Below are 24,680 nucleotides of genomic sequence, written 5' to 3'. Positions count from 1 at the left end.
GGCGTAAAAACGTTGTACTGTGAAGGTGATCAAATCCATTCACATTGGCCCGAGCGAAGTCAGGATATCATCGAGTTTTTTGTGTCAGCGGCTCAAGTTAGCTCACGGGGAGCAAAGTGAAATTGGCTCTATATGAATCGCAGTGGGTGCAAAGGTATACACTAAGCTGTATTGAACAAGGAGAGACCAAATGAGAATTTTTTTGGCAGCCGTAATTATTATTTCTTTCGCAGGTTCTGCATTAGCTCAGGAAAAAATCGATCGCATGCGCGCTGTTACCATGGAATCGTTTACGCCGGATACGGTGAAGTGGAATGACGAACAGCTACTCCCTAAAGGCGCCAAAAGTGTAGTTCTAGTTGGTGACCCAAACAAAGCAGGAGTTTTTATCGTTTGGCTGAAATTTCCGCCCAATTATCCGATTCCGCCACATATACACCCATTTACAGAAGTAATTACAGTCCTGCGCGGCAAATTAGGAAATGGTATAGGTGAAACATTCGACACAAAAAAGAGCGAGATGTTTAAAGCAGGTTCCAGTTTTGTGCTACCCGCAGGTCACACCCATTATGTCTGGACAACTGATGAGGAAACAGTCATCGAGCTAATCGCCACTGGGCCATGGGGTATTACTTATACCAATCCTGCCGATGATCCACGCAAGAAGAAATAGCGCGTAGGTAGAGTGAACTTGCGAACCACAACAAAATTTAAATCAAGCGTAACCCGATGCTCCATAACGCTTCACCACTGAGCTTTGCGTTGAGCGGCATGATTAACCAATCCTTTAAAAGGGGGGGGCATTTATATGGGAGACTCAGTGAGCTCAAATCATAAAATCTGGGGTACGACCACTTCGAGGGATTATAAGCAAACTAGGATCGCAGGATGGATTGGTACTGGATTATTCATGGCGCTCAAGCGGGACGGTCGCTATCGCGCCCGCCCCTTAGCTTTACGTTGAGCGCTCAAATGACGACCAATGCGCATCCCAGCACCGAGCGATTGCAGCAACTCAATCGCATGTATCGCACGATAAGCCGTTGTAACCGCTACATGATCCGAGCTGAGGACGAGCAAACTCTCGCACAGGATTTCTGCTCGGTGATGGTGGAAGAAGGCGGCTATCGCATGGCCTGGGTGGGGTACGCAGAAAGCGACGAGGCTCGAAGCATTCGCCCTATCGCTTACGCTGGACTCGAAAGTGGCTATCTCGAGAATCTGAATCTCACTTGGGCCGACACGGATCGCGGGAGCGGACCAGGCGCCCGCTGCATTCGCGAGCAGACCATTCAGGTGACGCGGGATATCGCCAATGATCCGCAGTTCGTGTTCTGGCGCGAAGAGGCAGCTAAGCGCGGCTACGCCTCGTCAATCGCATTGCCGCTAAAGATCGGGGCGGGAACAATTGGCTTCCTCGGCATGTATTCGGAGCGCGGCGACGCGTTCGACGAGGAGGAAATCGGACTTCTCACGGAGGCCGCGGACGACCTGGCGTATGGCATTACCGCGCTACGCAAGCATCGCGAACACGATGCTCTGCAAGAGAGGCATCTCACCCAGATCGAGGCGCTGAATCGCCTTATGGACGCGACTGTGCAGGCCCTTGCAACTACGGTGGAAGTGCGGGACCCCTACACTGCCGGCCATCATCGTCGTGTAGCGAAGCTGGCGGTGGCCATCGCCACGGAGATGAGGTTGCCGCCCGAGCGGATCGAAGGCTTGCAATTGGCGGCAGTGCTTCATGATATAGGCAAGATCCATGTGCCTGCGGAAATTCTCGCCAGCCCCCGCAAGCTCACCGCAGCCGAGTTCGAAATCATCAAGACGCACCCCACAGTCGGTTACGACATTCTCAAAGACATCGACTTTACGAACCCGGTGGCCCGGATCGTATTGCAGCACCACGAGAGGCTGGACGGTTCAGGGTACCCGGCCGGCTTGAAGCAGGAGCAGATCCTGCTCGAGGCACGCATTCTTTGCGTGGCCGACGTGGTGGAGGCTATGGCGTCGCATCGCCCCTATCGGCCGGGCCTTGGTGTCCCCAAAGCCTTACATGAGATCTCGGAGCACAAAGGGCAGATGTACGATTCCGACGTCGTAAGCGCTTGCGTAGGCCTATTCCAGAGCAAGCAGTTCGAACTGTAGGCTGCGACGACAGTCGAGACTCGCCGACGGCGCCCAACCATCCGTTCAACCACGACGGGCCGCAAGCGGCCCGCGGCTTAACGGCACGTTGGTAGGCAAGAAGAAGGCGATGATCCAGCTCATCAACGTCGAAATTACTGGCTTAATCGGTGCCACAGTTTTTGGAGTAATTTGGGCTCTTGACCCGACCGGGAATTGGGAGTCGTTGACTGCACTTTGCGGGCTCATTGAGGTCGGTACAGAATTTGCCGGCTTCGCCTAGTCTGCGCTACAAGTGATAAGGGCGGGCCGGCCTAAAACGGCTGAACAACGGATTGGCTCCAGGCGATGGCGAACCTCTGCCAACCGATGAACCGTGAGTTAAGCGGCTCCTTTTAGGTGCTTACCAGCTATTAACGGAACGATATCTATGACTGTCTTTGGTCGGTGATGAGGCAGTGATAATGTCAATTTGCTAGCCGAATATCGGACAGCCGATTGGGTTACATGATGCCTTAATTATTAAAATTGGATAGCTACTCCGAGCGGCGGGTTTTGGCCGATCGGAGCCGATACAAAACTGACGGATAGATTTAATTTGCGGTGAAGGGAAAAGAAAATGATCTGTCCTTCAAAATGTAAACGCGCTTAACTTACGTAATCAGACATGTCGAAGCCAACATTCCTCTGATTACGTTATCGTAAACAAAATCAATATCTACTTGCCCCTTGTTTTGTTTTTAATTGGGTGGCGCTAGGGTTGCGTATGCCGCAGCTTGTTGCCAGCTACCGCGGAGTTTTACACGCACAGCAATCCTGATCTTCAGCATATTGGATGTCGGAGCTCTTTCGGAATGTAGTCCCGGCAACCCTACTAGGCTGCAGGTTTGATTGGTGTTGTTCCAGGACCCAAATCGCCCCGCACCGGTCTTGATCATCTTGAACGTGTTTTCATTCGGATCTTTCCGATAAATGAGCAGATCCACTTCCAATCGCTTGCAGTCCTCTTCCACAATGGGCCTTGTGCCAACGCCGGATGAGCTCGGAAGATCGAATGCATCGCCTTTGAAAAAAACATACTCCCTAATAGTCATACCGGATTCAGTCACCCAAGTGTTGGAGTACCGATTCATCAGGAAATCTACCACCCAATACGGACAATCTGCTGCTGGTTGGTAGCCATACGCTCCCGAGCCGCTTGCTTCTGTTCGGCCTCCGAACTGCTTGGGGATTAGATAGGAGGCATCTGGATCAACCTCTGCGCATCTCTGAAAAATAGACGTGAGTGTATCCGACTCCGCGACGACTTTCGGTCCATTGATAGTAAGCTTAGGTCGGTTAGCCGAAACCGGCTGCGCATTACTGGTCGATGCTGCAGCCATAATCATCAATAACAGCCAGAGAAAAGTGTATGTCTTCATACTTGGTAACCCCACAGTTTCGATAGAAATGACCGCAGAATACAGCACTCATTCTGCGCTGCCCCAAAAGTGATTATTTGAGTTTGGATAACATACACTACTTTCAAACTTAATTGATAAAAAGACCTTTTAACAGTAATTTGTCTAAATCGGAATGAGCATCAAGGGACAAAATTTATGGGATTCCGGCTTACAACTCTAACCAGCTTTTTTGATTTTGGGAATTGTCGATTTTAGCGGCTAAAATTTACCAACCAAGGTTGACGTTTTGAATAAGAAGCTTTTTTATATTGCTAAATGCCAATACTTGAACGTATTAGGGCCTATCTTCGCCGAAAATGCCGGTAAGTAAGTCCTGGCGCTTGAATCATCAGCGCTTTCAAAAGGCCTTAAGTACGGTATATCGATTGCTTTATTTGAACCAAACACTGAATACTAAAAAGGCAGTTACAGCAATGATTGTCATGCTGCCTGCGACAACGTTCAGATAGGCGATTTTTTTGGTATCACGGATTGGGCGATTGATTCTGTTTAGCGACGAATCTATTTCAAGTCTAACGGTTTTTATGGTATCCCTTGCGCCTTGGGCCATTATATTCTCCATTGATTCCTTACTGGCGTTCAACGACGCATTTACAATGCGTTCGGCTTTATTCTTGGCGTCTTCACTCCAGAGCATTGCCATCGATTCTAGCTCTTGTTTGAATTGATCAAGCATATCCTGCTGAGCCTTTGCGCCGTCCTGTAGCAATCTATTATTGATCGTTTGCAGTATTAAAATGGGGTCGTCGCGGCCAACGGCAATGCCGTGTTTAGTCGCGATTTCCCGGATCAGACTTTCTATTTGATCGTCTCTCATTACAGTATCGCCGCAGTATCCATTTGTTCAAACAGTTGGCGCTGGATTAGTTTTAAGCGTTGGCGCATCATGATACTGTTTGTCTCTGCAGCAATGGCTTCCTCGAATGTCATTTTATCTTGCAGCATATCGCTCAAGTCTCGTCCGAATGTTTCGGCCTTTAATTCCGGTATTTTTATAATCGCCGCAACACGTGCTTTGTTTGCGGTATAGGCTTTCATTTGCTCAAACCCTTTGCCGTTGTCTTCTATTGGTCCCCAGTAGGGGTTAAGCCATACAACAAACTCAGCTTCCTCCGGATGCTGTTGAACTAGCTGACCAAAGCCGGCAACCGTATCTACCAATGCTTGCCCACCAGTTACAACAGTATGAATAACAAACGTGTGGCCCAAGTCCTTTAGTAGCTGTGGAATTGCATTAGTTGTTAGGTAGTTTGAAAGTGGAACGAATGAACTTGCTCCATTATCGATAACTATGTCGCTTTCACTGCCCGCAATCATTTCAATCAACTTATCGAAATGGCGCGAATTGATTTCATCACCGTCCAATATGTCGAGTTTAGTTACATTGAGCTTTTTATATCCGTTAAGCGTTGCATTTACAGGATCCGTGTCTACGCATAACGGCGTATGCCCTTTGCTAATTTTGTATTGCGCGATCAATGCTGCAATTAGCGACTTACCTACGCCGCCTTTGCCTTGTAATACCAGGTGTATTTTTGCCATTAGATCCAGTCCTCTTTTTTAGGTGATGGGTCGAAAATAAAGTTTTGGATTTTGTGTTGATTGCCGGGGCTAGATTTTTCTGATTGTTTTTCTGGTGGTTTGGCTCCTTTCTTTGGTTCAGGTTGTGCAATGTTTTCTTTTGGTGGCTTTTGGGAAGCTTTCTTTAGCACCTGGTTTGTATATTTCAGGAACTGGTGATACCCAATCGTGACCCGCTTTGTTTCGTGCATGTGCTCCCATATTGTCCGTATTGAATAGCCTGTCGATATCGCTTCGCAGACGTCATCCTTTACTGCCTGAAACATCACTAGGTTTCGGTCGCGCGCTTTTACTGAGTGTTTTTTCTTTACCCACTCCGCTAGTTGTTCTGGATAACGTTTATTCATTTCATATCACTGGTAGTGCGGCTCAGTCAATTATGAGTCAATTTACATGTAAAAAACATGCTATCTGTAACTGATTTTACTTTATTTTATATGACTTTATATTAATATGTACATTAATTTACATGTGTTGATCGTGCCGTTGGGTGTTTTTTGACTATAAAGTGACAACCTGTTGCGACATCAACGACTGAAAAGTCGGGGCAGGATATGTGAAGTGCTAGCACCGGCGCTGCCGATACTAGCACTTCACTTCCTCTTATACGCGCTACGCACTCAACGAGGATCCTGCTCTGCGAGGCCAACCGGCTACCGCCGGTAAATGTTTTACGGATGAGTTATATGAAGAGAGATAAAACGAGTGAAAAGAAGCCGACGAGAAAGAACAGTACCCCGATTGTCGTTAGGGTTACACCCGAAGAAAAAGCCGCCATAGATGGTCATGCTCGTCAGACAGGGCACAGTACATCGGCCTATCTAAGGCTTCTTGGTCTTGGTTATGCGCCTAAAAGCATCACTGACAATGAGAGGGTTTTGGAGTTGGCGAAGATCAATGGCGACCTGGGGCGACTAGGTGGGTTGCTTAAACTTTGGTTAACCAATGACGCCCGAACTGCTCAGTTCGGTGAATCCACTATCAGGGCAGCACTTGCGCGTATCGAAGCTACGCAAGACAAAATGGTTGAGGTAATGAAGGCTGTAATCATGCCAAAGGCTAACTTGTGATTTTAGCCGCTAAAATTTTTCGTTTATGATCGCGAAGCATGTTCCGATGAAGTCGATCAAGAAAAGCGACTTTGGCGCACTTGCGAATTACATATCTGACGACCAGGATAAGAACGAGCGTGTAGAGTACGCCTCCGTGACTAACTGTCTGTCGGATGATTTATCGGCCGCAATAATCGAAGTAACCGCTGTCCAGGGTATGAATACCCGTGCAGAGTCGGATAAAACCTACCACCTGATCCTGAGTTTTCGCGATGGCGAACATCCCTGTAATGAAATCTTAAGGGAGATTGAAAATAGTATTTGCGAAGGGATTGGGTATGGAGAGCATCAGCGTGTTAGCGCTGTTCACTGCGACACCGATAATATCCACATGCATATTGCAATCAATAAAATCCATCCTACACGATTAACCATTCATAACCCATATAACGACCATAAGGTTCTTGGCAAGTTATGCGAAACCATAGAATTAAAGTACGGTCTTGAGCGAGATAACCATCTATCGAACAAGGTGCCAAGTGAAAACCGTGCAGCCGATATGGAACGGCATGCTGGTGTTGAAAGTTTACTCAGTTGGGTCAGGCGTGAATGTTTGGATCAGCTTAATGCGACCGATTCTTGGGATCAGTTTCATAAGGTATTGCAAGAACATGGTCTCGAATTGCGGGAAAGAGGCAATGGCTTTGTCATTGCCGATCATGATGGCTTGATGGTAAAGGCTAGTACCATAGCGCGTGATTTATCGAAGGGGAAGCTTGAGGATCGTTTTGGCAAATTCGAGCCTCTTTCAAAAGAGACGGGTAATGGGTGGGCGAAAAATTACGAAGCTAAGCCGGTTGGTTTTGGGGTTGATACAACACTATTGTTTGCCAAGTATAAGAACGAGCAGGTCAGTCAAGGAGCGCTACGCGCTCAGCAATGGAAATCGGCCCGAGAAGAGAAGGCCAGAAAGATAAATGCCGCCAAGCGAGCGGCTAAATTAAAGCGGGCGGTGATAAAGCTTTCTGCGAAATCTCGCATCGAGAAAAAGATTCTGTACGCTCTGGTCAGCAAGTCTTTGTTAGCAGATATACAACTAGCTAACGAACGCTACCGGGCAGAGAGGCAAGCGATACTTGAAAATCATAGGCCGCAACAGTGGGCCGACTGGTTAAGGCGAAAAGCGTCTGCCGGTGATGTTGACGCGCTTACCGTTTTACGCGCTCGGGAAGCGGCTCATGGGTTGAAGGGAAATACAATCGGCGCGGCGGGCAGGAATGGCGCAACGCATAGAGTGCATGCTACACAGGATAGCGTCACAAAGAAGGGGACCATCATTTATCGTTTCGGTGAGTCGGCTATCCGCGATGATGGCGATAAGCTTAAGGTATCGCGTGGTGCTACGGACTATGGTTTAGAGGCCGCCTTGCGCATGGCAATAGATAAATATGGAAGCGCAATCACGGTTAATGGCAGCATTGAATTTAAAGCGCGAATAGTAAAGACGGCGGTTGTTGCGGGTCTTCCATTGATCTTTGCCGATCCAATCCTGGAGCGGCAGCGGCTATTTTTATTAAATAAAACTACGGAGAACAAACATGGGCAAACAGCTGAGCGAGGAAGAGAAACTGGAGGCGGCGTTAGCGGCGTTGGATCAAGAGCCAATAATGCTAATGGAGAGCGATTCAATGAAGCTGGGCGACGAGCTGGATTCTTCGGATTCATCAATAAGCCCAACGTTAGCCGCGTTGGGCGTAGACCGCCGCCCGAAAGCCGCAACCGTTTGCGAGACTTGTCCAGTCTCGCTATGGTTCGCCTCGCCAGTGGAATTGAAATGCTACTGTCGGGCAATGTACCTGGTGGTGTGGAGCAGCAAAGAGCCGACACAAATAACACATTGCGACGGCCAGTTTCTGGATCAGGATTGAGTTTGTATTTAGAGGCCGACAAGTACATTGTCGAGCGTGAAGAAAAACGGCGAATGGGTATTGATGTGCCTGTGCATAGGCGATACGGTGAGGATGACGTGGGCACGCTATCTTTTACCGGCTTACGGCGTATTGATGGTAGGCCCCTTGCGCTTCTAAAGCGCGATGATGTTGTACTTGTATTGCCGGTAGACGAAAAAACGGCGGCGCATTTAAAGCGTTTAACTATTGGTGATGCTGTTTCTGTCAGTAAATTGGGTTCGATAAAAATCAAAAAAGTCCGGCGTAGATAGCCAGTGTTGTTTCTTATTAGATGTATGTCCGGTTTTTTAGGCTTTTTATTGTCATTTAAAGTTAATGTATTTGCATTCATAAGTTATTGTTGATAGTATCTTTTCATAGATAAATTGCTTGTTAAATACAGTTGTTGGGCTGGGTGATGTTATTCACGTCGTAGGTCATGGATTCGAGTGTTTTAGCCGCTAAAACGCGAGCCCTATGGCATTACTCACTCCTACCGACTGTCATTATTAAAAGGGCTTATCAAATGAAAGATAAATTTAACAATGCCGTTGGTCCGCAAGTTCGCGCGGGAAAGCCTCGGGTTGGCGTTGGCATACCGGCGTTGGCCGTCACGTCACTAGTTGCTGGTCTTCAATCCGCTACCCAGTTCTTTGCCGATGAATTCAATTATCAGTCTACGCTAGGTTCTCACTACAACCATATTTACGCACCTTGGGCGGTTCTGCGCTGGTCTAGTAATTGGTATGGGTTATATCAAGAAAGCTTTATGAAAGCGGGCAGTGTTGGTATGTCTGTAACCGCCGTCGGTTTGTTAGGGCTTGTTGTTGCAAAAATGGTGATTGCAAATTCCTCTAAGGTTAATCCGTATTTACACGGCTCGGCCCGCTGGGCCAACAAAAAGGATATTCAAGAGGCTGGTTTATTACCTCGTTCTGTTGATTTTTTATCTCAGCTTCTCGGTAAAAAATCTGACCCTGTGCCAGGCGTATATGTAGGAGCATGGATCGACAAGAATGGTGTTACCAGGTACTTGAGACATAACGGGCCTGAACACGTTTTATGTTATGCGCCCACACGCTCTGGCAAGGGGGTTGGTTTAGTTATTCCTACATTATTGTCATGGGAACGTAGCGCGGTTGTCACCGACTTGAAAGGCGAGCTATGGGCTCTGACCGCTGGTTGGCGGAAGAAATATGCCAGTAATAAGGTTCTACGTTTTGAGCCGGCCGCCTTGCAAGGTAGTGTGTGTTGGAATCCATTGGATGAAATTAGGATTGCGACGGAATATGAAGTCGGCGACGTGCAGAATTTAGCAACATTGATAGTCGATCCAGATGGTAAGGGTTTAGAAACGCATTGGCAGAAAACAGCACAAGCGTTGCTGGTCGGTGTGATCATGCATGTTCTATATAAGGCCAGGGATGAAGGTGGCGAGGCATCTTTACCGATTGTGGATGCAATTATGTCCGATCCTAATAGAGATATTGCCGATCTGTGGATGGAAATGACTACCTATGGTCATGTGTTTGGTAAAAATCATCCGGTGGTTGGCTCTGCCGCTAGGGATATGATGGATCGACCTCCCGAGGAGGCAGGCTCTGTTCTCTCTACAGCTAAGTCGTATCTGGCTTTGTACCGCGATCCAGTTGTTCAGCGTAATGTGTGTAAGTCAGAGTTCCGCATTAAAGATCTGATGAACTTCGATGATCCTGTCAGTTTGTACATAGTCACCCAGCCAAATGATAAGGCGCGGCTAAGGCCATTGGTTAGGGTGATGGTGAACATGATTGTCAGGCTTTTGGCTGACAAAATGGAATTCGAAAATGGTCGTCCGAAGGCTCATTACAAACATCGAATGTTAATGATGTTGGATGAGTTCCCTAGTCTGGGAAGACTGGAAATTTTGCAAGAGTCATTGGCTTTTGTGGCGGGTTACGGCATTAAGTGCTATCTGATTTGCCAAGATATTAACCAATTAAAGAGTCGCGAAACGGGTTACGGAGCTGATGAGTCGATAACATCAAATTGTCATGTTCAGAATGCATACCCACCAAACAGGGTAGAGACTGCTGATCATCTTTCCAAGTTGACAGGTCAAACCACTGTGGCAAAGGAACAGATTACAACCAGTGGTCGACGTACCAGCGCGTTATTGGCACAAGTCTCTAGGACCATTCAAGAAGTACAGCGACCTCTGTTGACTCCGGATGAATGCTTACGCATGCCTGGCCCAGTTAAGGGCGCAGATGGGTTGATTGATAAACCGGGCGACATGGTGATTTATGCAGCCGGCTACCCTGCTATTTACGGTGTTCAGCCCTTATATTTCAAAGACCCTGTGTTTCAAGCAAGGGCGTCTATTCCACCACCCAAGGTATCCGACAAGTTAATCAAGACACATGAAGTAAAGCGTGGTGATGAGGCGATTAAGTTATGAAGCGGCTTACTTCATTGATTGCCATTCTTGGCATCTCATATCTCGCGTTGTGTGGAATCGCCTACGCCGTTGGAGCGCGGTTTAATTCCACACGTAGTATTCCTGTTGGTCTGTACTGGGAAACTCGCGACCCGGTGGAGAAAGGGGCCTATGTCATGTTTTGTCCCCCGCAAACAGAAGTGTTCGATTTAGCAAAGACTCGGGGCTATATCGGTGCTGGATATTGCCCAGGCGGATATGGCTACATGATGAAAAAAATTTTAGCGGCTAAAACGGATGTCGTTTCAGTTGATGATGATGGTGTGCGGGTAAATGATGTTTTATTGCCATATAGCACTCCATTTGATCTTGATGGCGCCGGTCGTCCAATGCCAAGGTTCAGGGCAACCCATGAATTAGGTGAGTCAGAGGTTTTACTTATGACGGATATGAACAAGGGTTCATTTGATGGTCGTTATTTCGGCTTAATCAATCGCTCTCAAATCACGGGCGTTATACGTCCTGTTTTAACTTGGTAAAAACGGAGGTTTTTATGCAGTTGTTTATTGCGGAAAAGCCCGATCTAGCTAAAGCCATTGTTGATGGTTTAGGCGGCGGTTCGCGCAAAGAGGGTTACTATGACTGCGGTGATAGCTATGTGACGTGGTGCTACGGCCATATGCTGCAATTGCTGGACCCGGAGGACTACGATCCTCGGTTCGCCAAATGGAATTTGGATGATTTGCCTATTTCGCATATTCCGTGGAAGAAAAAGCCATCGAACGATAAAAAAGATCAACTCAAGATCATCACTAACTTATTAAAACAAGCGAAGAGCGTAGTACACGCGGGCGACCCGGACGACGAAGGCCAGCTATTAGTTGATGAAGTCTTGGAGTATGCGGCTTGTTCGCTGCCCGTTAAACGATTGCTCATCAATGACAACAATATCAGTGTCGTCAAAAGGTCGCTTGCAAGTATGCGGGACAATCGTGAGTTCGCCGGTTTGTCGGCGGCTGCGGAGGCTCGTAGTGTTGGTGATCAGTTATATGGTTATAACATGAGTCGGGCATATACGCTTGCAGCGAATAAAGCTGGTTTTCAAGGGGTGTTGAGTGTCGGACGGGTTCAGACACCTATACTTGGTCTAGTCGTTAGACGCGATAGGGAGTTTGAAGCGCATATTAAGAGCTATTACTATAATGTCACGGGGCAATTTAATTTTGGTGGTTTGTCGTTCCCGGCTCGGTATCAGATTGTTGATGGTGATCCTGTTGATGAAAAAGGCCGTCTATCGAATCAGGATCATGCACAGGGTATTGCTGATGCGGCAAATGGCGCACAGGCCAACCTTATCAGTGCGACTACGAAAAAGAAAAATCAGCATCCACCACTTCCTTACAATTTATTGAAGCTCCAGACCGATGCTTCGCGGAAATTTGGTTTTCGTCCCGACCGGACAAAGGACATCACGCAGTCGTTACGCGAAAAGCACAAACTGATTACATACAATCGGAGTGATTGCGAGTATCTCAGTGAGGATCAACATGGCGATGCGTCGAATGTCCTGGCGGCTATTGCGAAAACTGCACCGACGCTAACGATTGTCGCGCAGAAGGCCGACCCGGCGATAAAAAGCCGTGCGTTCAACTCGTCAAAGGTAAGCGCCCACCACGGAATCATTCCAACTGAGGCTACTGCCGATTTTTCTAATCTGACTGATGGCGAGCAGAAAATCTACATGCTGATTGCCCGCGCTTATGTCGCACAGTTCTGGCCGAAACACCAATACGACCAAACCGATATTTTGGTTGAGGCGGCTGCGCATCGGTTCGCAGTTCGTTCAAACGTTACAACCCTTGCCGGTTGGAAGTCGCTTTATAAAAACGATGTTGGTAATGAGGATTTGGAGGGCGATGAAAACGACATTGCTCTTGATCTTCGTGTGTTAAAGGCGGGGCAGGGCGGTGACTGTACGGACGCCGTTGCAAGTCAGATGGAGACGAAGCCGCGACCACTATACACAATGGCCACCCTATTAACAGACCTGACTCGTGTTGCTCAATATGTGCGTGATGATCGTCTACGAAAGCTTCTTGTCGAAAAGGACAAGGGCAAAGAAGGTGAGCATGGGGGTATTGGTACACCGTCTACGCGAGACACCATCATTGCCACTTTGTTTGATCGTGGCTATCTGGCGGAAAAGGGTAACAACATTATCAGCACTCCGACTGGGCGAGAGTTTTACGATACCTTGCCCGATCAAGCCAAATATCCGGATATGACCGCGCTATGGCACGAACAGCAAAAGTCTATTCAAAGCGGCGACATCAATGCGATCACCTTTGTCACTGAGTTGATGGAGTACATCGGTACAGAGGTGGCAAACGTTAAGCAAAATGGCATCGGGATAAAGGTTGTATTCATTCCTTGTCCCGATTGCGGAAAGCCTTTGCGTCGCATCAAGAAAAAAGCCAAAAACAAATTCTTCTGGGGCTGCACAGGGTTTGCCGATGGATGCAAATATGCCTGTGACGACAAGGCCGGTAAGCCGGTTCCTAAACCATCGGCACAAGTTTCAGAGATCCACAAGTGTACGGCATGTGGCAAAGGCTTGTCCCGGCGACCGGGAAGAAAGAAAGGCACGTTCTGGTGGGGATGTAGTGGGTTTCCAACGTGCAAACAAACTTACCCAGACATTAAGGGAAAACCGGATTTTAACAATAGCAAACAGGGTGGACGTGATGAATAACAAAGACGGTGTAAATGACTCAAATATGAATACAGAGTTAGAAACGGCGTTAGAGGGAGATACTGTAGATTTAGTGGCCGTGAAGTTACTTGATGCTATGGTGCCTGGTGCTGTAGTGGAATTCGACCCCGACGAGGCCGAACGGATTGGCGCATTCAATGAAGATGCCTTAGATGAGGCCGATGCATTGGAAAGCCGTATTGATTCTACAAGTCATGAATAGGTGTTTGTTCAATGGCAAAGAAACCTATTTTTAATCAAGGGCAACTTGATATTTTCAGTGTTTTTGAAGATTGGCTTGTTGCTGAGCCCCCGCCGGCTGATAAGCCAGTGGCCACAATTAAGGAGCCACAGGAGTCGTCCCCTAACGATTCTCGACATTTACTCGCATTACGCTTGGCGCAGCGTCTGAGCGAAGATGGCGGCATTACATCAAAGGTGTTAACCGAGGAAGCTAATCGTGCTTTTGGTGGAACCCAGGCCGGTGGCGACTATTTATCTAAGGATGCTTATGATGCTCTGGAAGCCGCTTTTAACATCCACTTGCTCGGAACTGAAGACGCTAATTGGACCGCGTTGAATGCCGACGGAGCCAAGCTAAAGGTCGTTGACTTAACGAACCGGATTCAACGATTGCCAACTCAGACCCGGCGCGACGAAGAAATGGAAGAGTTCCAGCAGTTCAGTACACCGCCCGCGCTGTCTTTCGTGGCTAATTGGGTTGCGAATGTTAAGAAGGATGACGTTATGGCGGAACCTTCGGCTGGCACTGGTGACTTGGCAATATGGTCGAAAATGGTTGGGGCCACGTTGATTCTGAATGAATTGTCCCCACGTAGACAAACTTTATTGGGTGCCCTGTTCCCAGAGGCAACAATATTTAAAGAAAATGCCGAGCAGTTGGATAACGTACTGCCGATCTATTTTAAGCCGACAGTGATTGTCATGAACCCGCCCTTTAGTTCTTCGGCTGGTCGCGTCCAGGGACAGAGAGACACAAATAATGGCGCAAGACATATCGAGCAAGCATTAAAGCGACTGGAGCCAGGTGGACGATTGGTGGCGATTGTTGGCAACGGTATGGCCGCGGATCGTCCCGCCTTCTCCGCGTGGTGGAGTGACATAGCAAAGAAATACAACGTTCGCGCGAATATTGGCATATCTGGCAAAGAATATGCGAAGTATGGAACGACTTTTGACAATCAGATTTTAGTAATCGACAAAAACGGGGCCACGACGCAGCCGATATTGACCGGCAAAGTAGATTCGGTGGCCGATTTACCCGCATTATTGGAGGGCATAAGAAATGACCGTCAACCTATTCAATCAACACCCGATAAACAGGCAAGCCGCCCAAATACTCAGCCAGTATCAGATACCATTCAATCCGGAAATGGAGTTGGCGGCATTAGTATTGGTGAAGACAGCATTAGAACGGAATCTTCTGGAAACGGGGCCAATTCCGGAACCTCTTCTATTAATGGCGAAGTTAACGGCCCAGCCGATGATAGCGATGTCCCTAATGACGGAATCGGAACCAGGAGTGGAGTTCCAGATAGAGTTATCGGAGACGTTGGAGGCAGCGGCGGCGGAGATACTGGAGGAAATAGTCGCCTCACTACAAGCAACAGTACCGCAAGCGTTGCAGTAGAAGCTAAGGATGATCTAGCTACCGAATTCACTGATTCTGTCTTTGCGAACTACGCTCCACAGCGTCTTACAATCCAGGGCTCTAAACCACATCCAGGCAAATTGGTGCAGTCGGCGGCAATGTCTGCTGTCCAACCACCTGCACCCTCTTATGCCCCATTATTGCCAACGCGCTTGATCGAAGAAGGATTACTTTCGATTGCCCAAATTGAGGCCGTTGTTTATGCAGGGCAAGCGCACTCAGAAACTTTGCCGAATGGTTCGAGAAAAGGCTTTTTCATTGGTGATGGCACTGGCGTCGGCAAGGGCCGTGAAATATCCGGCATCCTATTGGATAACATGTTGCAAGGCCGTAAAAAGGCCGTTTGGGTTTCTTTTAATGAAGGCTTGATAGAGGATGCTAAAAGGGATTTTGCCGGTGTGGGTGGCGACCCGTCAAAGTTGTTTTTCCAGGGAAAGACCAAAGCTGGCAATGAAATAACTCAAGAAGAGGGCATTTTATTCACAACCTATTCGACGCTACGTGGCGGTGAGAAAAAGCAGGCAAATGATTTGGGACAAAAGGGCGGTAAGTCCCGCGCTCAACAAATCATAGATTGGTTAGGCAAGGATTTTGATGGTGTTATCGCATTCGATGAAGCCCATAGCATGGGCAATGCGATTGCGATTAAGGGAAAACGAGGCGCCAAGAAGCCTTCGCAACAAGCGATAGCCGGTATTAACTTGCAGCGCGAATTACCTTATGCGCGTGTCACCTATGTATCCGCTACCGGCGCTACCGAGATAAGCAATCTTAGTTACGCGGATCGTCTAGGTTTATGGGGTGAGGGAACCCCATTTGCCGATACAAATGCCTTTATCAATGGAGTATCTAAAGGCGGTATCGCATCAATGGAATTGATCAGCCGAGACATGAAGGCGATGGGCATGTATTTGGCCAGGTCGCTGTCCTACGATGGTGTCTCTTATGAACGATTGGAACATCCACTATCTGATTTACAGGAAGATATTTACAACGAACTGGCCGGCGCTTGGCAAGTCGTTTTAAATAACGTTGAGCAGGCACTTGAGCTCACTCAAGCGGGTAAGAGTGGGCCGGGTAAAAGTGCGGCTATGTCTCAATTCTGGGGCGCACATCAACGATTCTTCAATCAAATTGTCACGGCCATGCAGACGCCGGCAGTGATAGACCATATTCGCGACCAACTGGACGCTGGCCATGCGGCTGTGATTCAGTTGGTCAATACAAACGAAGCGGCACAAGAGCGGATTATCGCCGACGCTACGGCGAATGATGCCCCATTAGAGGAATTGGATTTTACGCCTCGGCAAATGCTGATGGATTACGTCAGAAACGGATTCCCGGTAGCTGCTTATGAGCAAACACAAGACGCTAACGGCAACACCACCTACGTTCCAGTACGTGACTCGGAAGGGAATCAAGTATTTGATCGAGAGGCAATTGCTTTGCGCGATTCGCTGCTGGACGCGTTGCATCAAATCCGTGTTCCTGAAAATCCATTGGACTCAATCATCAATGCTTTTGGTTCTGATCGGGTCGCAGAGGTTACTGGCCGTGGACGTCGGTTCGTTCAAACACGCGACGATGAAGGCAATCTGAAAGTCGTCGAAGAGAAGCGAGGCAAGAATTCTTCTAGGTCCGATGCAGAGGCCTTTCAGGCCGACAAAAAGGACATTCTCATATTCTCGGGTGCCGGCGGAACCGGCTATAGCTTTCATGCCGACAATACCGCCGAAAATCAACGCAAGCGGATTCATTACATCTTGCAACCAGGTTGGCGAGCTGATGCCGCTGTTCAGGGGTTTGGGCGAACTCACAGAACCAATCAAGCCAAAGAGCCGCATTATGTATTGCCTACCACTAATTTAAAGGCACAAAAGCGATTCGTATCCTCAATCGCTCGACGGCTAGACCAGCTGGGGGCATTGACTCGCGGACAGAGGGAAGCGACTAGCCAAGGTATGTTTACCGCGTCCGACAATCTTGAAAGCCAATATGCATCAACCGCGCTGAATAACTTCTTTCGTGATTTGTATCGCGGGACCACAAGCCTTTCGTTCCATGAAGTTACCAAGCAGATGGGGCTTAACCTTCTTGATGATAATGCCTCATTGAATGAAAGCAACCTTCCCGCCATACCGCAGTTCTTAAATCGTCTTTTATCACTCAAGACTGATATGCAAAATCAGGTTTTTGGCGAATTCGAAAAACGACTTGTGGAAGCGGTGGATTATGCAAAGCAACGTGGTTTGTACGATGTTGGTCTACAGACGATGACCGCCTTGAGTATCCAGAAAACGCGGGATGATGTGGCTTATGAAGATAAAAAAACCGGTGCACAAACTCGATATGTTGAGCTGGCCGTAACCAATGAGATCCAATATTACAAGTGGGATGAGGTTAAAAAGTTTGTCAAGGATAGCCCTAAACAAGGCGATTTAAGCGGATGGTTCGTATCTGAGTTCGGCAAGAGCAAGGGCGACGTGTTTTATCTCGGCGATATTGGCGAGCGGCTCGATTCCGATGGTAAATCTGTCCATCGCGGTATTGTTCATACAATCAAAAAGCATGACTACCGATATATCGACAACGCTGACGTTATCAGTCGAGGCTATGACTACCGAACTGTTAATGTTAACGGTGTTGGCTCTTATCAGAAGGTTACGCTGACTAGACCGATCGATGAAGCGGAAGCTGAAAAGCTTTGGAACCAGCAGGTTGCCAATGCGCCGAAAACCGAAACAAAAACTGAACGTATGCTTGTCGGTGTCATTTTGCCAATCTGGGATCGTGTCGAAGGTGCGGAAACCATTCAACGATTACAAACAGACGACGGCGAACAATTACTTGGGCGGATGTTAGGGCCTAAGTCAGCCAAGCAAACACTCAAAAATCTAGGTCTTGATTCCGGTCTTTCTGGAATGTCGACCGACGATTTGTTCGAATCAATTAGAAAAGGTAACAAAGCGATCCTGTCGAATGGTTGGGAGATTTCAACTGCCAGGGTCAACCTCGAAGACCGTATAGAGATCAAGGGCCGTAGTTATTTCACTGATGCAGAGAAACGTTTGCTCAAAGAGCAGGGCGCATTTGTGGAGCGCATCAATTGGACTGATAGGGTTTTTATGCCTACCGGCGAAAGCGGGGTAGGCGTGTTTGAGCGAATCACCGCTTCAAAGCCCGTTGTCGATCTTATTGAGAAAAATCGCGGCATTGAAGCGAATGACGCTGACGATGATCAAGAGTACGGAATTCCGAACATAGCAAGCACATCATCATCAACCACCAACGAGGCGGTCATACCTGATTCCAATGTTGGTAACTCTAAAACGAACAAAAGTGACGAACCGAATAACCGTCAGGAGGTTATTTCAATGGATAAAGCAAAGAAACCGTTCCATGAAACCGTTGCCGAAAAATTGATCGAGCAGCTTGAACAAGGTACAGCTCCGTGGCAAAGGCCTTGGAACTCGGACGAAACCGGTGGTTTTCTCCCCTATAACCCTGTTACCGGCAATCGATATAAAGGTATTAACACTCTACATTTATTGTCTGAGGATAGGAACGATAATCGTTGGATGACCTATAAGCAAGCCGGCGAGCTTGGTGGGCAAGTTCGAAAAGGTGAAAAGGGTACTGGCGTTCAATATTGGAAATTTACCGATGAGCAAACAAAACGGGATGAAAGCGATAATCCGGTTTTAGACGGTGAAGGTAATCCGGTGAAGGTGGTTGTGAAGTTGGAACGTCCTCGGGTTTTCTTTGCAACGGTTTTTAATGCTGAACAGATCGATGGTTTACCGCCGCTGGAAAAGAAAGAGGTAACTTGGGACCCGATTGAACGAGCTGAAAATATATTGGCGGCATCGGGCGCGGCGATAAATCATAACGGTGGTGGCCGTGCGTTTTACAGGCCATCGACTGACAGCATTCACTTGCCGGATAAAGGTCAGTTTCCAACCGCAGAGAATTACTATGCAACCGCGTTGCATGAGTTGGGACACTGGACTGGACATGAAGACCGGCTAAATCGGGATATTGTGCATCCTTTTGGAAGCGAGGCTTACGCTAAGGAGGAGTTAAGGGCAGAGATTGCCAGTATGATCTTGGGTGAAGAACTTGGCATTGGTCATGATCCTGGGCAGCATGCGGCTTATGTTGGTTCGTGGATTAAGGCTTTGCGGGATGATCCAATGGAGATTTTCCGGGCGGCGTCCGATGCGGAAAAAATTCAGAATTTTGTGCTGGGCTTGGAGCAAGTACAGGTTCAGGAACGTAGTCAGCAGGAGAGCCAGATACTTACTGTGGCGGAACTGACGGCGGTCGAATATCAGGCGCTGGTGGATGCCGATGAGATTTATCAACGCGAATTGGTCCGCGTCTACGGAGAAGAAAAGGCGGGTGATGCCCGTTATCAAAAAACACATGAAGATACTGATTTACAACAAGCGGCGGATGCTTTCCATGCCGCTTCTGATGTATGGCATACCGCTGTTACTGAAGCCAGGAATACCCTTGCCGGCGGCGAAGCGATTTTTCGCATTAATTCGGCAAAGGTGGATGAGCGCACTGACGATAAGGTGCTATCCACTGGACTGGCGGCTGATATTTCGATTGTTTTGCTACGGTCGGAAGAGTGGACGTTCGATCATTTTCAAGATTACGAAGGCGAGAGCCTGGATGCCGCATTACGCAAAGAAGGATTGCACTCGCTTGAAGATGTTACCGGCAATGTGCCAAGCCAGTTTTTTGATACTGCTATTCAACGCCTTTCGCCTGTTTTTGGGATAGAGCCAAACGACTTGAACGTGAGCAACGCTTATCTTGAACGTAAGGGTTTGGCTCAGGCGTTTCAAGCAATGGCTGAGCGGCTAGTGCAAGATCAGGCGCAGCAAGTTTCTCATCCGGAATACACCATACCAAATGAAGGCGTGGAGTTGGATAGGCGATATGTGCTCGATATGTTCCCAGAGCTGAACGGTCCTAATGGTAAAGCTAATGGTTTTGGTATATCGAAAATTACATTGATGCCAGACGGTCAGATTGTTATCGATAGTGATAGCAAAATGCCATTAGTCGCTGAAACAGCGTCAAGATCAGAAACCGGGGTGACACATCAAGATATTGCCGACTATTTCGAACGTGGATTTATAAAAACGGTGGTATTACCGGAATCCTCCGTCAAACAAACAGAAACAGCTCAAATCGAAGGAGGCGTTATGCGCGATCCTGCCGTTAATTCAACTGAACAACTTTTGGAAGACTTGGTGCGGAATATTGAGTACGCGCAGGACGTTATACCCGAATGGAGTGGGACTTATGCTCAGGAGCAGGGCAATGGGAATGTTCGGCTTGCTATTGATTTAATCGAAAAAGGTGAACTCGATAAAGCCATTGATGCACTGTGGTTAAACGTTGAGCTAGAGCACCGGTATGGTGGTGAAGATAGTGATGTATTTCGTGACAGCATAAAGACGGTAGAAGAAGGCTGGCGGAAATGGCAGGTGGATAATGGCGTTGGTCCAGCCATCACACCGGCCATGAAGAAGGACTTCGATGCTTTGCCGCGCGATCTGAGCCAGTTATCCAGTGCGACGTTCGAAGAGTACCAAAAGGCGGCAGAGGCCGCCAGATTAGAAGAGGACGCCGTAAAGAATAATCCTGATAGTACTGATGAAGATATATCGGCAGCGAGGGAGAAGAGAAAATCCGCCGACCTGTTGGCGACCGTCAATGATTCGGACTTTCAAAACAAAGTCGTGGAGTTTGAACAGAAACAAGTGGCGGCTAATTTGGCTGAACAAGGTGGGAATGATAAGACCTTTATTACTGTACCCTTCCGCGAAAAAGAGGACGCTAAGGCATTGGGCGCCAAATGGGATAGGCAACAAACGTCGTGGTATATACCTGCCGGAGTTGATCAGTCGGCGTTTTCTAAATGGTTGCAACCGGCCGGCGAAGTAAAGGTAACGCCAGCCGTTAGTTCAGAGGCAGCTGAATCAACCACCTCCGATAAATTGTACCTTGCCGTCCCTTACGCGGAGAGGTTTGCCGCGAAACAGGCCGGCGCTAAGTGGGATGCCAGCGCAAAATCCTGGTATGTTGGTCACAATGCCAATATGGAAACGTTACAGCGTTGGTTGCCTGATAACCATAAGCCACAACAGGCACCGGCAATGACGCCGCGCGAAGAATTCTCATCGCTGCTCAAAGATATGGGCTTTGTGCTTTCGGGTAATCATCCTGTCATGGATGGACAGCGACATCGGCTTGAAACGGTTGGTGATAAGGCGGGCGAGAAGGCTGGATTTTATGTTGCGCACCTAGATGGGCATCCTGCCGGTTTTGCTCAAAATAATCGTACCGGTGAAGCTCAAAAGTGGAAGTCAAAGGGCTATTCGCTCAGCGACGGAGAAAAGGCGGCATTGCAAGCGCAAAGCGCATCCAAATTGCAAGCCAGGGAAAACGAACTAAAAGCCAAGCAGGATGCCGTGGCGGCGTCCATAAGACAGTTACTGGCAGTCGCTCCGCTTGCTTCTGCCGATCATAAATATTTGCAATCGAAAGAAGCCCGGCCAGGCGATCTTCGGGTTGTGCCGAGCGATTCAACCATGTTGCCTCCCGATTCGGCTGTAATGATTGGCAAGACATGGAAAGAGTCGAAGGAATTACGTGACGCACACCCGGATAAACTGGTGTTCACTGCTGGGGATTTATTATTGGCGGCACAAGATGTGGGCGGCGTAATCCGGTCAGTTCAATCTATCCAGGAAAACGGCATGAAGCGATTTGCGGCGGGTGGCGCTAAGCAAGACATGTTTCATGTTGTCGGCGGCAAGGGTGTGGAAGCGTTAGCGAGAGCGCCGGCCATAGTGATAGGCGAGGGGTATGCTACGGCTGATACATTATCCCAGTCCCTTGGCTATCCAACAGTCGCGGCCTTTGATTCTGGTAATTTGCCACACGTTGCGAAGTTATTGCACGACCAGTTCCCAGGTAAACCTTTCATCATTGCCGGGGATAATGATTTACATCAAGAACTGACCGAGGGCCGCAATCCTGGTAAAGAAAAGGCAGAGGCGGCGGCAAAAGCGGTTGGCGGAGTAGCGTTGTTTCCGATTTTTGCCCCTGGGGAACAGGCTTATCCCGCCGATCTTGCTCTGGTTACGCCAGCATTGGCAAAAGCGGAGGGTTTATCAGGCGCCCAGAAAGAGGCTATCTCGCAGATGAAGTCCTTCACGGATTTCAACGATCTTGCGACAAAAAGTGAATTAGGCCGGGAAGGTGTTGAACGCCAGATAACTAATGTCGTGAATAAAATCGTATCCGATCATCGTGAACGAATTGAAACGAGACAGCAGCAAGATAATGCTCAGGGATTAAAGCTGCAACAGCAGCAGAAATTAGCGTCGCGCAACGCGGTTGCAATTATTTAGGTTATAGCTTGCAGCCATCAGCCAGTGAAAACTGCTGGCGAGAAGAAATCCAGTTATATGATGGACGTTGCTTTTTTTAGCCGCTAAAATTTTCAATTGATTTTCTGAGTTTTTTACTATGGCGTTGCCCGATAACATTGGCCAGGAACCGAATTAATTGAGAGCGGCGGAAACATGTCGGTACTGCCTGCCGTGGAGGTATATGTTATGGGTAAACCTGAGCCTATTGCCGATTTAAGCGACGATGAGCGCAAACTGCTGATTGAAGGATTGACAGCGTTGCGTCGGGAGCGTGGTCAGGCGTGGAATCTGGCCTGTGATGCTGCCGATGCGAATGGAAGGCGGCGACCTTCCTTGCGCCAGTTCGGTATCGATGATATTAAACGGCTTGCTCGGCGAATTGGTGGTAGAAATGCCCATACCCACTGGCTTGAAGAGTAGCGGTAAGTCATTTTTTAACCGGTTCGTCATACCCAAAAAAAATTAGCAAATCGAACGTTGTTTTATAGAACCAGTATTCTGCATTGAGAAGAACGACATTTCTGGGGTTCTGGCTTAAAATCGCCCTATCATCACAAACCGCGTAAAGATGAGGCAATTTTGAAAAATATAGCTGGGAATGACGTATCCATTTTTTTATTCCGCTTTGAATTACGCGGTAATGCCATCGACTTTGTTTTGAATGAGGCGATTGCCGAAGATATGTATCCCGATATCGATGAGAAAATGAAACCGCTCGTCCACGCCTGTTGCGAAACACTTTTGCGATACAGACACCTAAGTGTGAGTAATACCATTATGGATGGCAATTTTCTGGTTACGGGAGAATTTGAGGTCATGCTGAGTAAGGGGCTAGGACAATACTTTGCGCATGATGAAAAGCAGCGGTTATTCCAGGATGCCAAAAGTATTGCCGATTTTCTGTCGGAGGTTATGGACAGGGGAACTCAAGAAGAGAAAAACGGAATACATCGGAGCCTACCCTCTATAGCACATACGTCAAATCCCAATAAGATAAAAAAAGGGCTTGAGAAACTGGGGGAAACAAAACACCAACAGGCAAAATTGCAATGGCTTGCAGAGGGCGTGCCAATACGGCCAGGGTTAAGGCAGTTGCGGCCTGAGGATTTACCGCCTGATGTCACCGCATCCAGTGGCTATGACCATAGAGGGCTTTGTTATGTCTTCGATCATAAGAAATTGGGGGAGCTGGGGAGGATTGTAATGATCAAGGCCGGTGAACAAGAAATGTTGATGCAGGCCGATCTATACGTAGGACAGGAAACCCCGGAATCCGCTATTGCAAAAAAGAAAAAGGCAATATTTGAGGAAGTGGTTGCAACTGTCAACGCATGTTTTATATAAATAAGGTATAACCAAATTCAATACGCGTCCGAATACATTGCTTACGTGAACGTGGCAGGCCACTCCCAAAACATCAGTTCGCATTTAAGCCAGCGCTGGTCGGTTGGCTCGCAGTGCATGAAGAGCGTGACAACTTATTAAACCGACACGCAAGAGTCGCCAGGCTCGGGTCGATAGAAAATAGTAACGAGCTATGACCGGCCTTGCGAGACGCTCAGTTGGTTGAATTGACGTGTGAACGCTTAATTCTATCGGGAATAGAACGACAGGAAGACGTGGTTATCAATAAGATCGAGGACTTTGCCCAAACTTGGGTATGCTGGCTTGGCGAACAGCAATAGTAGAGCCGAGCTGTGACCATGCCGTTATTTGACGGCACTTGCATATTCCAACCCAAACCACCCATTCCGATACGATTATGTCAGTAGTGAATGACGGCTTTTGGAAGTGGCCGATTGTGTGAGGTCGCCAATGTCTGCTTTCTAGCCCTCCAGTTCCAGAATCTGGCTTCGGCCGACTGGCGGCTTTGGAGAAGCGCGAGTGGCAAGAATGGGTCGGGTCCAGCCAGAGAGGACATAAGGTTGCTTGCCGAAAAGCCGTCATTCACTACTGGCGTAATCGAGGTAGTTACCACATAGCTGCAAAAACCGCCATCTTCGTTGGAATGAGTTATCTGCTTTAATGGGGGGCTGGGTGAGTAGACCTGCCAAGTCGCCTCAGCAGGCCATTATGTGGTAACTATCCCCTAAGGGGCGTGGCGCGCTGTATCCGGCTCAAAGCTGATTTTGAGACGGGAGTTTGTCGCCTTGGCGATTTTTTCCAAGGTGCGGATAGTCGGGATATGCCCACCTTCAATACGGGCAA

Annotated in this window: 15 protein-coding genes; 11 read left to right on the top strand and 4 right to left on the bottom strand. The window is 48.1% G+C overall.

The annotated features are described in order from the left end of the window. Positions 1-190 precede the first annotated feature (190 nt). Positions 191-673 carry a cupin domain-containing protein gene (locus tag A1359_RS11935; protein ID WP_066982923.1) on the top strand — a complete coding sequence of 161 codons (483 nt, stop codon included), beginning with the start codon at positions 191-193 and terminating at the stop codon, positions 671-673. A 299-nt stretch (positions 674-972) separates the two neighbouring features. Next, positions 973-2,148: an HD domain-containing phosphohydrolase gene (locus tag A1359_RS23180; protein ID WP_232322195.1), complete on the top strand. Its 1,176-nt coding sequence runs from the start codon at positions 973-975 to the stop codon at positions 2,146-2,148. A gap of 719 nt (positions 2,149-2,867) precedes the next feature. Here the strand turns inward: A1359_RS23180 and A1359_RS11925 are convergent. The 4 genes from A1359_RS11925 to A1359_RS11910 all read right to left on the bottom strand — a co-directional run bounded on the left by A1359_RS11925 (position 2,868) and on the right by A1359_RS11910 (position 5,518). Next, entirely contained in the window at positions 2,868-3,548 is a 681-nt protein-coding gene (locus A1359_RS11925) for a hypothetical protein (RefSeq protein ID WP_066982917.1), read from the bottom strand. 412 nt (positions 3,549-3,960) lie between these two features. Beyond that, positions 3,961-4,407: a conjugal transfer protein TraM gene (locus A1359_RS11920; protein ID WP_066982913.1), complete on the bottom strand. Its 447-nt coding sequence runs from the start codon at positions 4,405-4,407 to the stop codon at positions 3,961-3,963. After that, positions 4,407-5,132, bottom strand: coding sequence for a nucleotide-binding protein (locus tag A1359_RS11915; protein WP_066982910.1), 726 nt, complete (start codon positions 5,130-5,132; stop codon positions 4,407-4,409). Before A1359_RS11915 ends, A1359_RS11920 begins: the two co-directional genes overlap by 1 nt. Further along, a complete protein-coding gene (locus A1359_RS11910) occupies positions 5,132-5,518 on the bottom strand; it encodes a TraK family protein (RefSeq protein ID WP_066982906.1) in 387 nt (128 codons plus the stop codon). Before A1359_RS11910 ends, A1359_RS11915 begins: the two co-directional genes overlap by 1 nt. Positions 5,519-5,857: 339 nt before the next feature. Here A1359_RS11910 and traJ point away from each other — a divergent pair, with 339 nt between their 5' ends. The 9 genes from traJ to A1359_RS22800 all read left to right on the top strand — a co-directional run bounded on the left by traJ (position 5,858) and on the right by A1359_RS22800 (position 23,816). Further along, a complete protein-coding gene (gene traJ / locus A1359_RS11905; RefSeq protein ID WP_066982903.1) occupies positions 5,858-6,241 on the top strand; it encodes a conjugal transfer transcriptional regulator TraJ in 384 nt (127 codons plus the stop codon). Between the two features lie 25 nt (positions 6,242-6,266). Continuing rightward, the gene (gene traI / locus A1359_RS11900; RefSeq protein ID WP_066982901.1) at positions 6,267-8,444 is read left to right on the top strand and encodes a TraI/MobA(P) family conjugative relaxase; all 2,178 of its coding nucleotides are present in this window, start codon (positions 6,267-6,269) and stop codon (positions 8,442-8,444) included. 254 nt (positions 8,445-8,698) lie between these two features. Continuing rightward, positions 8,699-10,612, top strand: coding sequence for a type IV secretory system conjugative DNA transfer family protein (locus A1359_RS11895; protein WP_066982898.1), 1,914 nt, complete (start codon positions 8,699-8,701; stop codon positions 10,610-10,612). Then, positions 10,609-11,130 (top strand): conjugative transfer signal peptidase TraF, encoded by a 522-nt coding sequence (gene traF, locus A1359_RS11890; protein ID WP_066982896.1) that lies wholly within the window; start codon positions 10,609-10,611, stop codon positions 11,128-11,130. Before A1359_RS11895 ends, traF begins: the two co-directional genes overlap by 4 nt. A gap of 14 nt (positions 11,131-11,144) precedes the next feature. After that, complete coding sequence (locus A1359_RS11885) at positions 11,145-13,343, top strand: DNA topoisomerase 3 (RefSeq protein ID WP_066982894.1); 2,199 nt, start codon at positions 11,145-11,147, stop codon at positions 13,341-13,343. Next, positions 13,336-13,566 (top strand): conjugal transfer protein TraD, encoded by a 231-nt coding sequence (locus A1359_RS23655; protein WP_083960615.1) that lies wholly within the window; start codon positions 13,336-13,338, stop codon positions 13,564-13,566. The genes A1359_RS11885 and A1359_RS23655 overlap by 8 nt, the downstream gene beginning before the upstream one ends. An 11-nt stretch (positions 13,567-13,577) precedes the next feature. Then, positions 13,578-22,451: a strawberry notch-like NTP hydrolase domain-containing protein gene (locus A1359_RS11875; protein ID WP_066982892.1), complete on the top strand. Its 8,874-nt coding sequence runs from the start codon at positions 13,578-13,580 to the stop codon at positions 22,449-22,451. Between the two features lie 174 nt (positions 22,452-22,625). Continuing rightward, a complete protein-coding gene (locus tag A1359_RS11870; RefSeq protein ID WP_198159337.1) occupies positions 22,626-22,892 on the top strand; it encodes a hypothetical protein in 267 nt (88 codons plus the stop codon). 159 nt (positions 22,893-23,051) lie between these two features. Further along, positions 23,052-23,816 carry a hypothetical protein gene (locus A1359_RS22800; RefSeq protein ID WP_066982890.1) on the top strand — a complete coding sequence of 255 codons (765 nt, stop codon included), beginning with the start codon at positions 23,052-23,054 and terminating at the stop codon, positions 23,814-23,816. The last annotated feature ends 864 nt before the right edge of the window (positions 23,817-24,680 follow it).

It is taken from the genome of Methylomonas lenta (assembly GCF_001644015.1).
Taxonomy (GTDB): domain Bacteria; phylum Pseudomonadota; class Gammaproteobacteria; order Methylococcales; family Methylomonadaceae; genus Methylomonas; species Methylomonas lenta.
The sequence above is the reverse complement of the archived record's forward strand: the minus strand, read 5'-3'. Positions and strand labels throughout refer to the sequence as shown.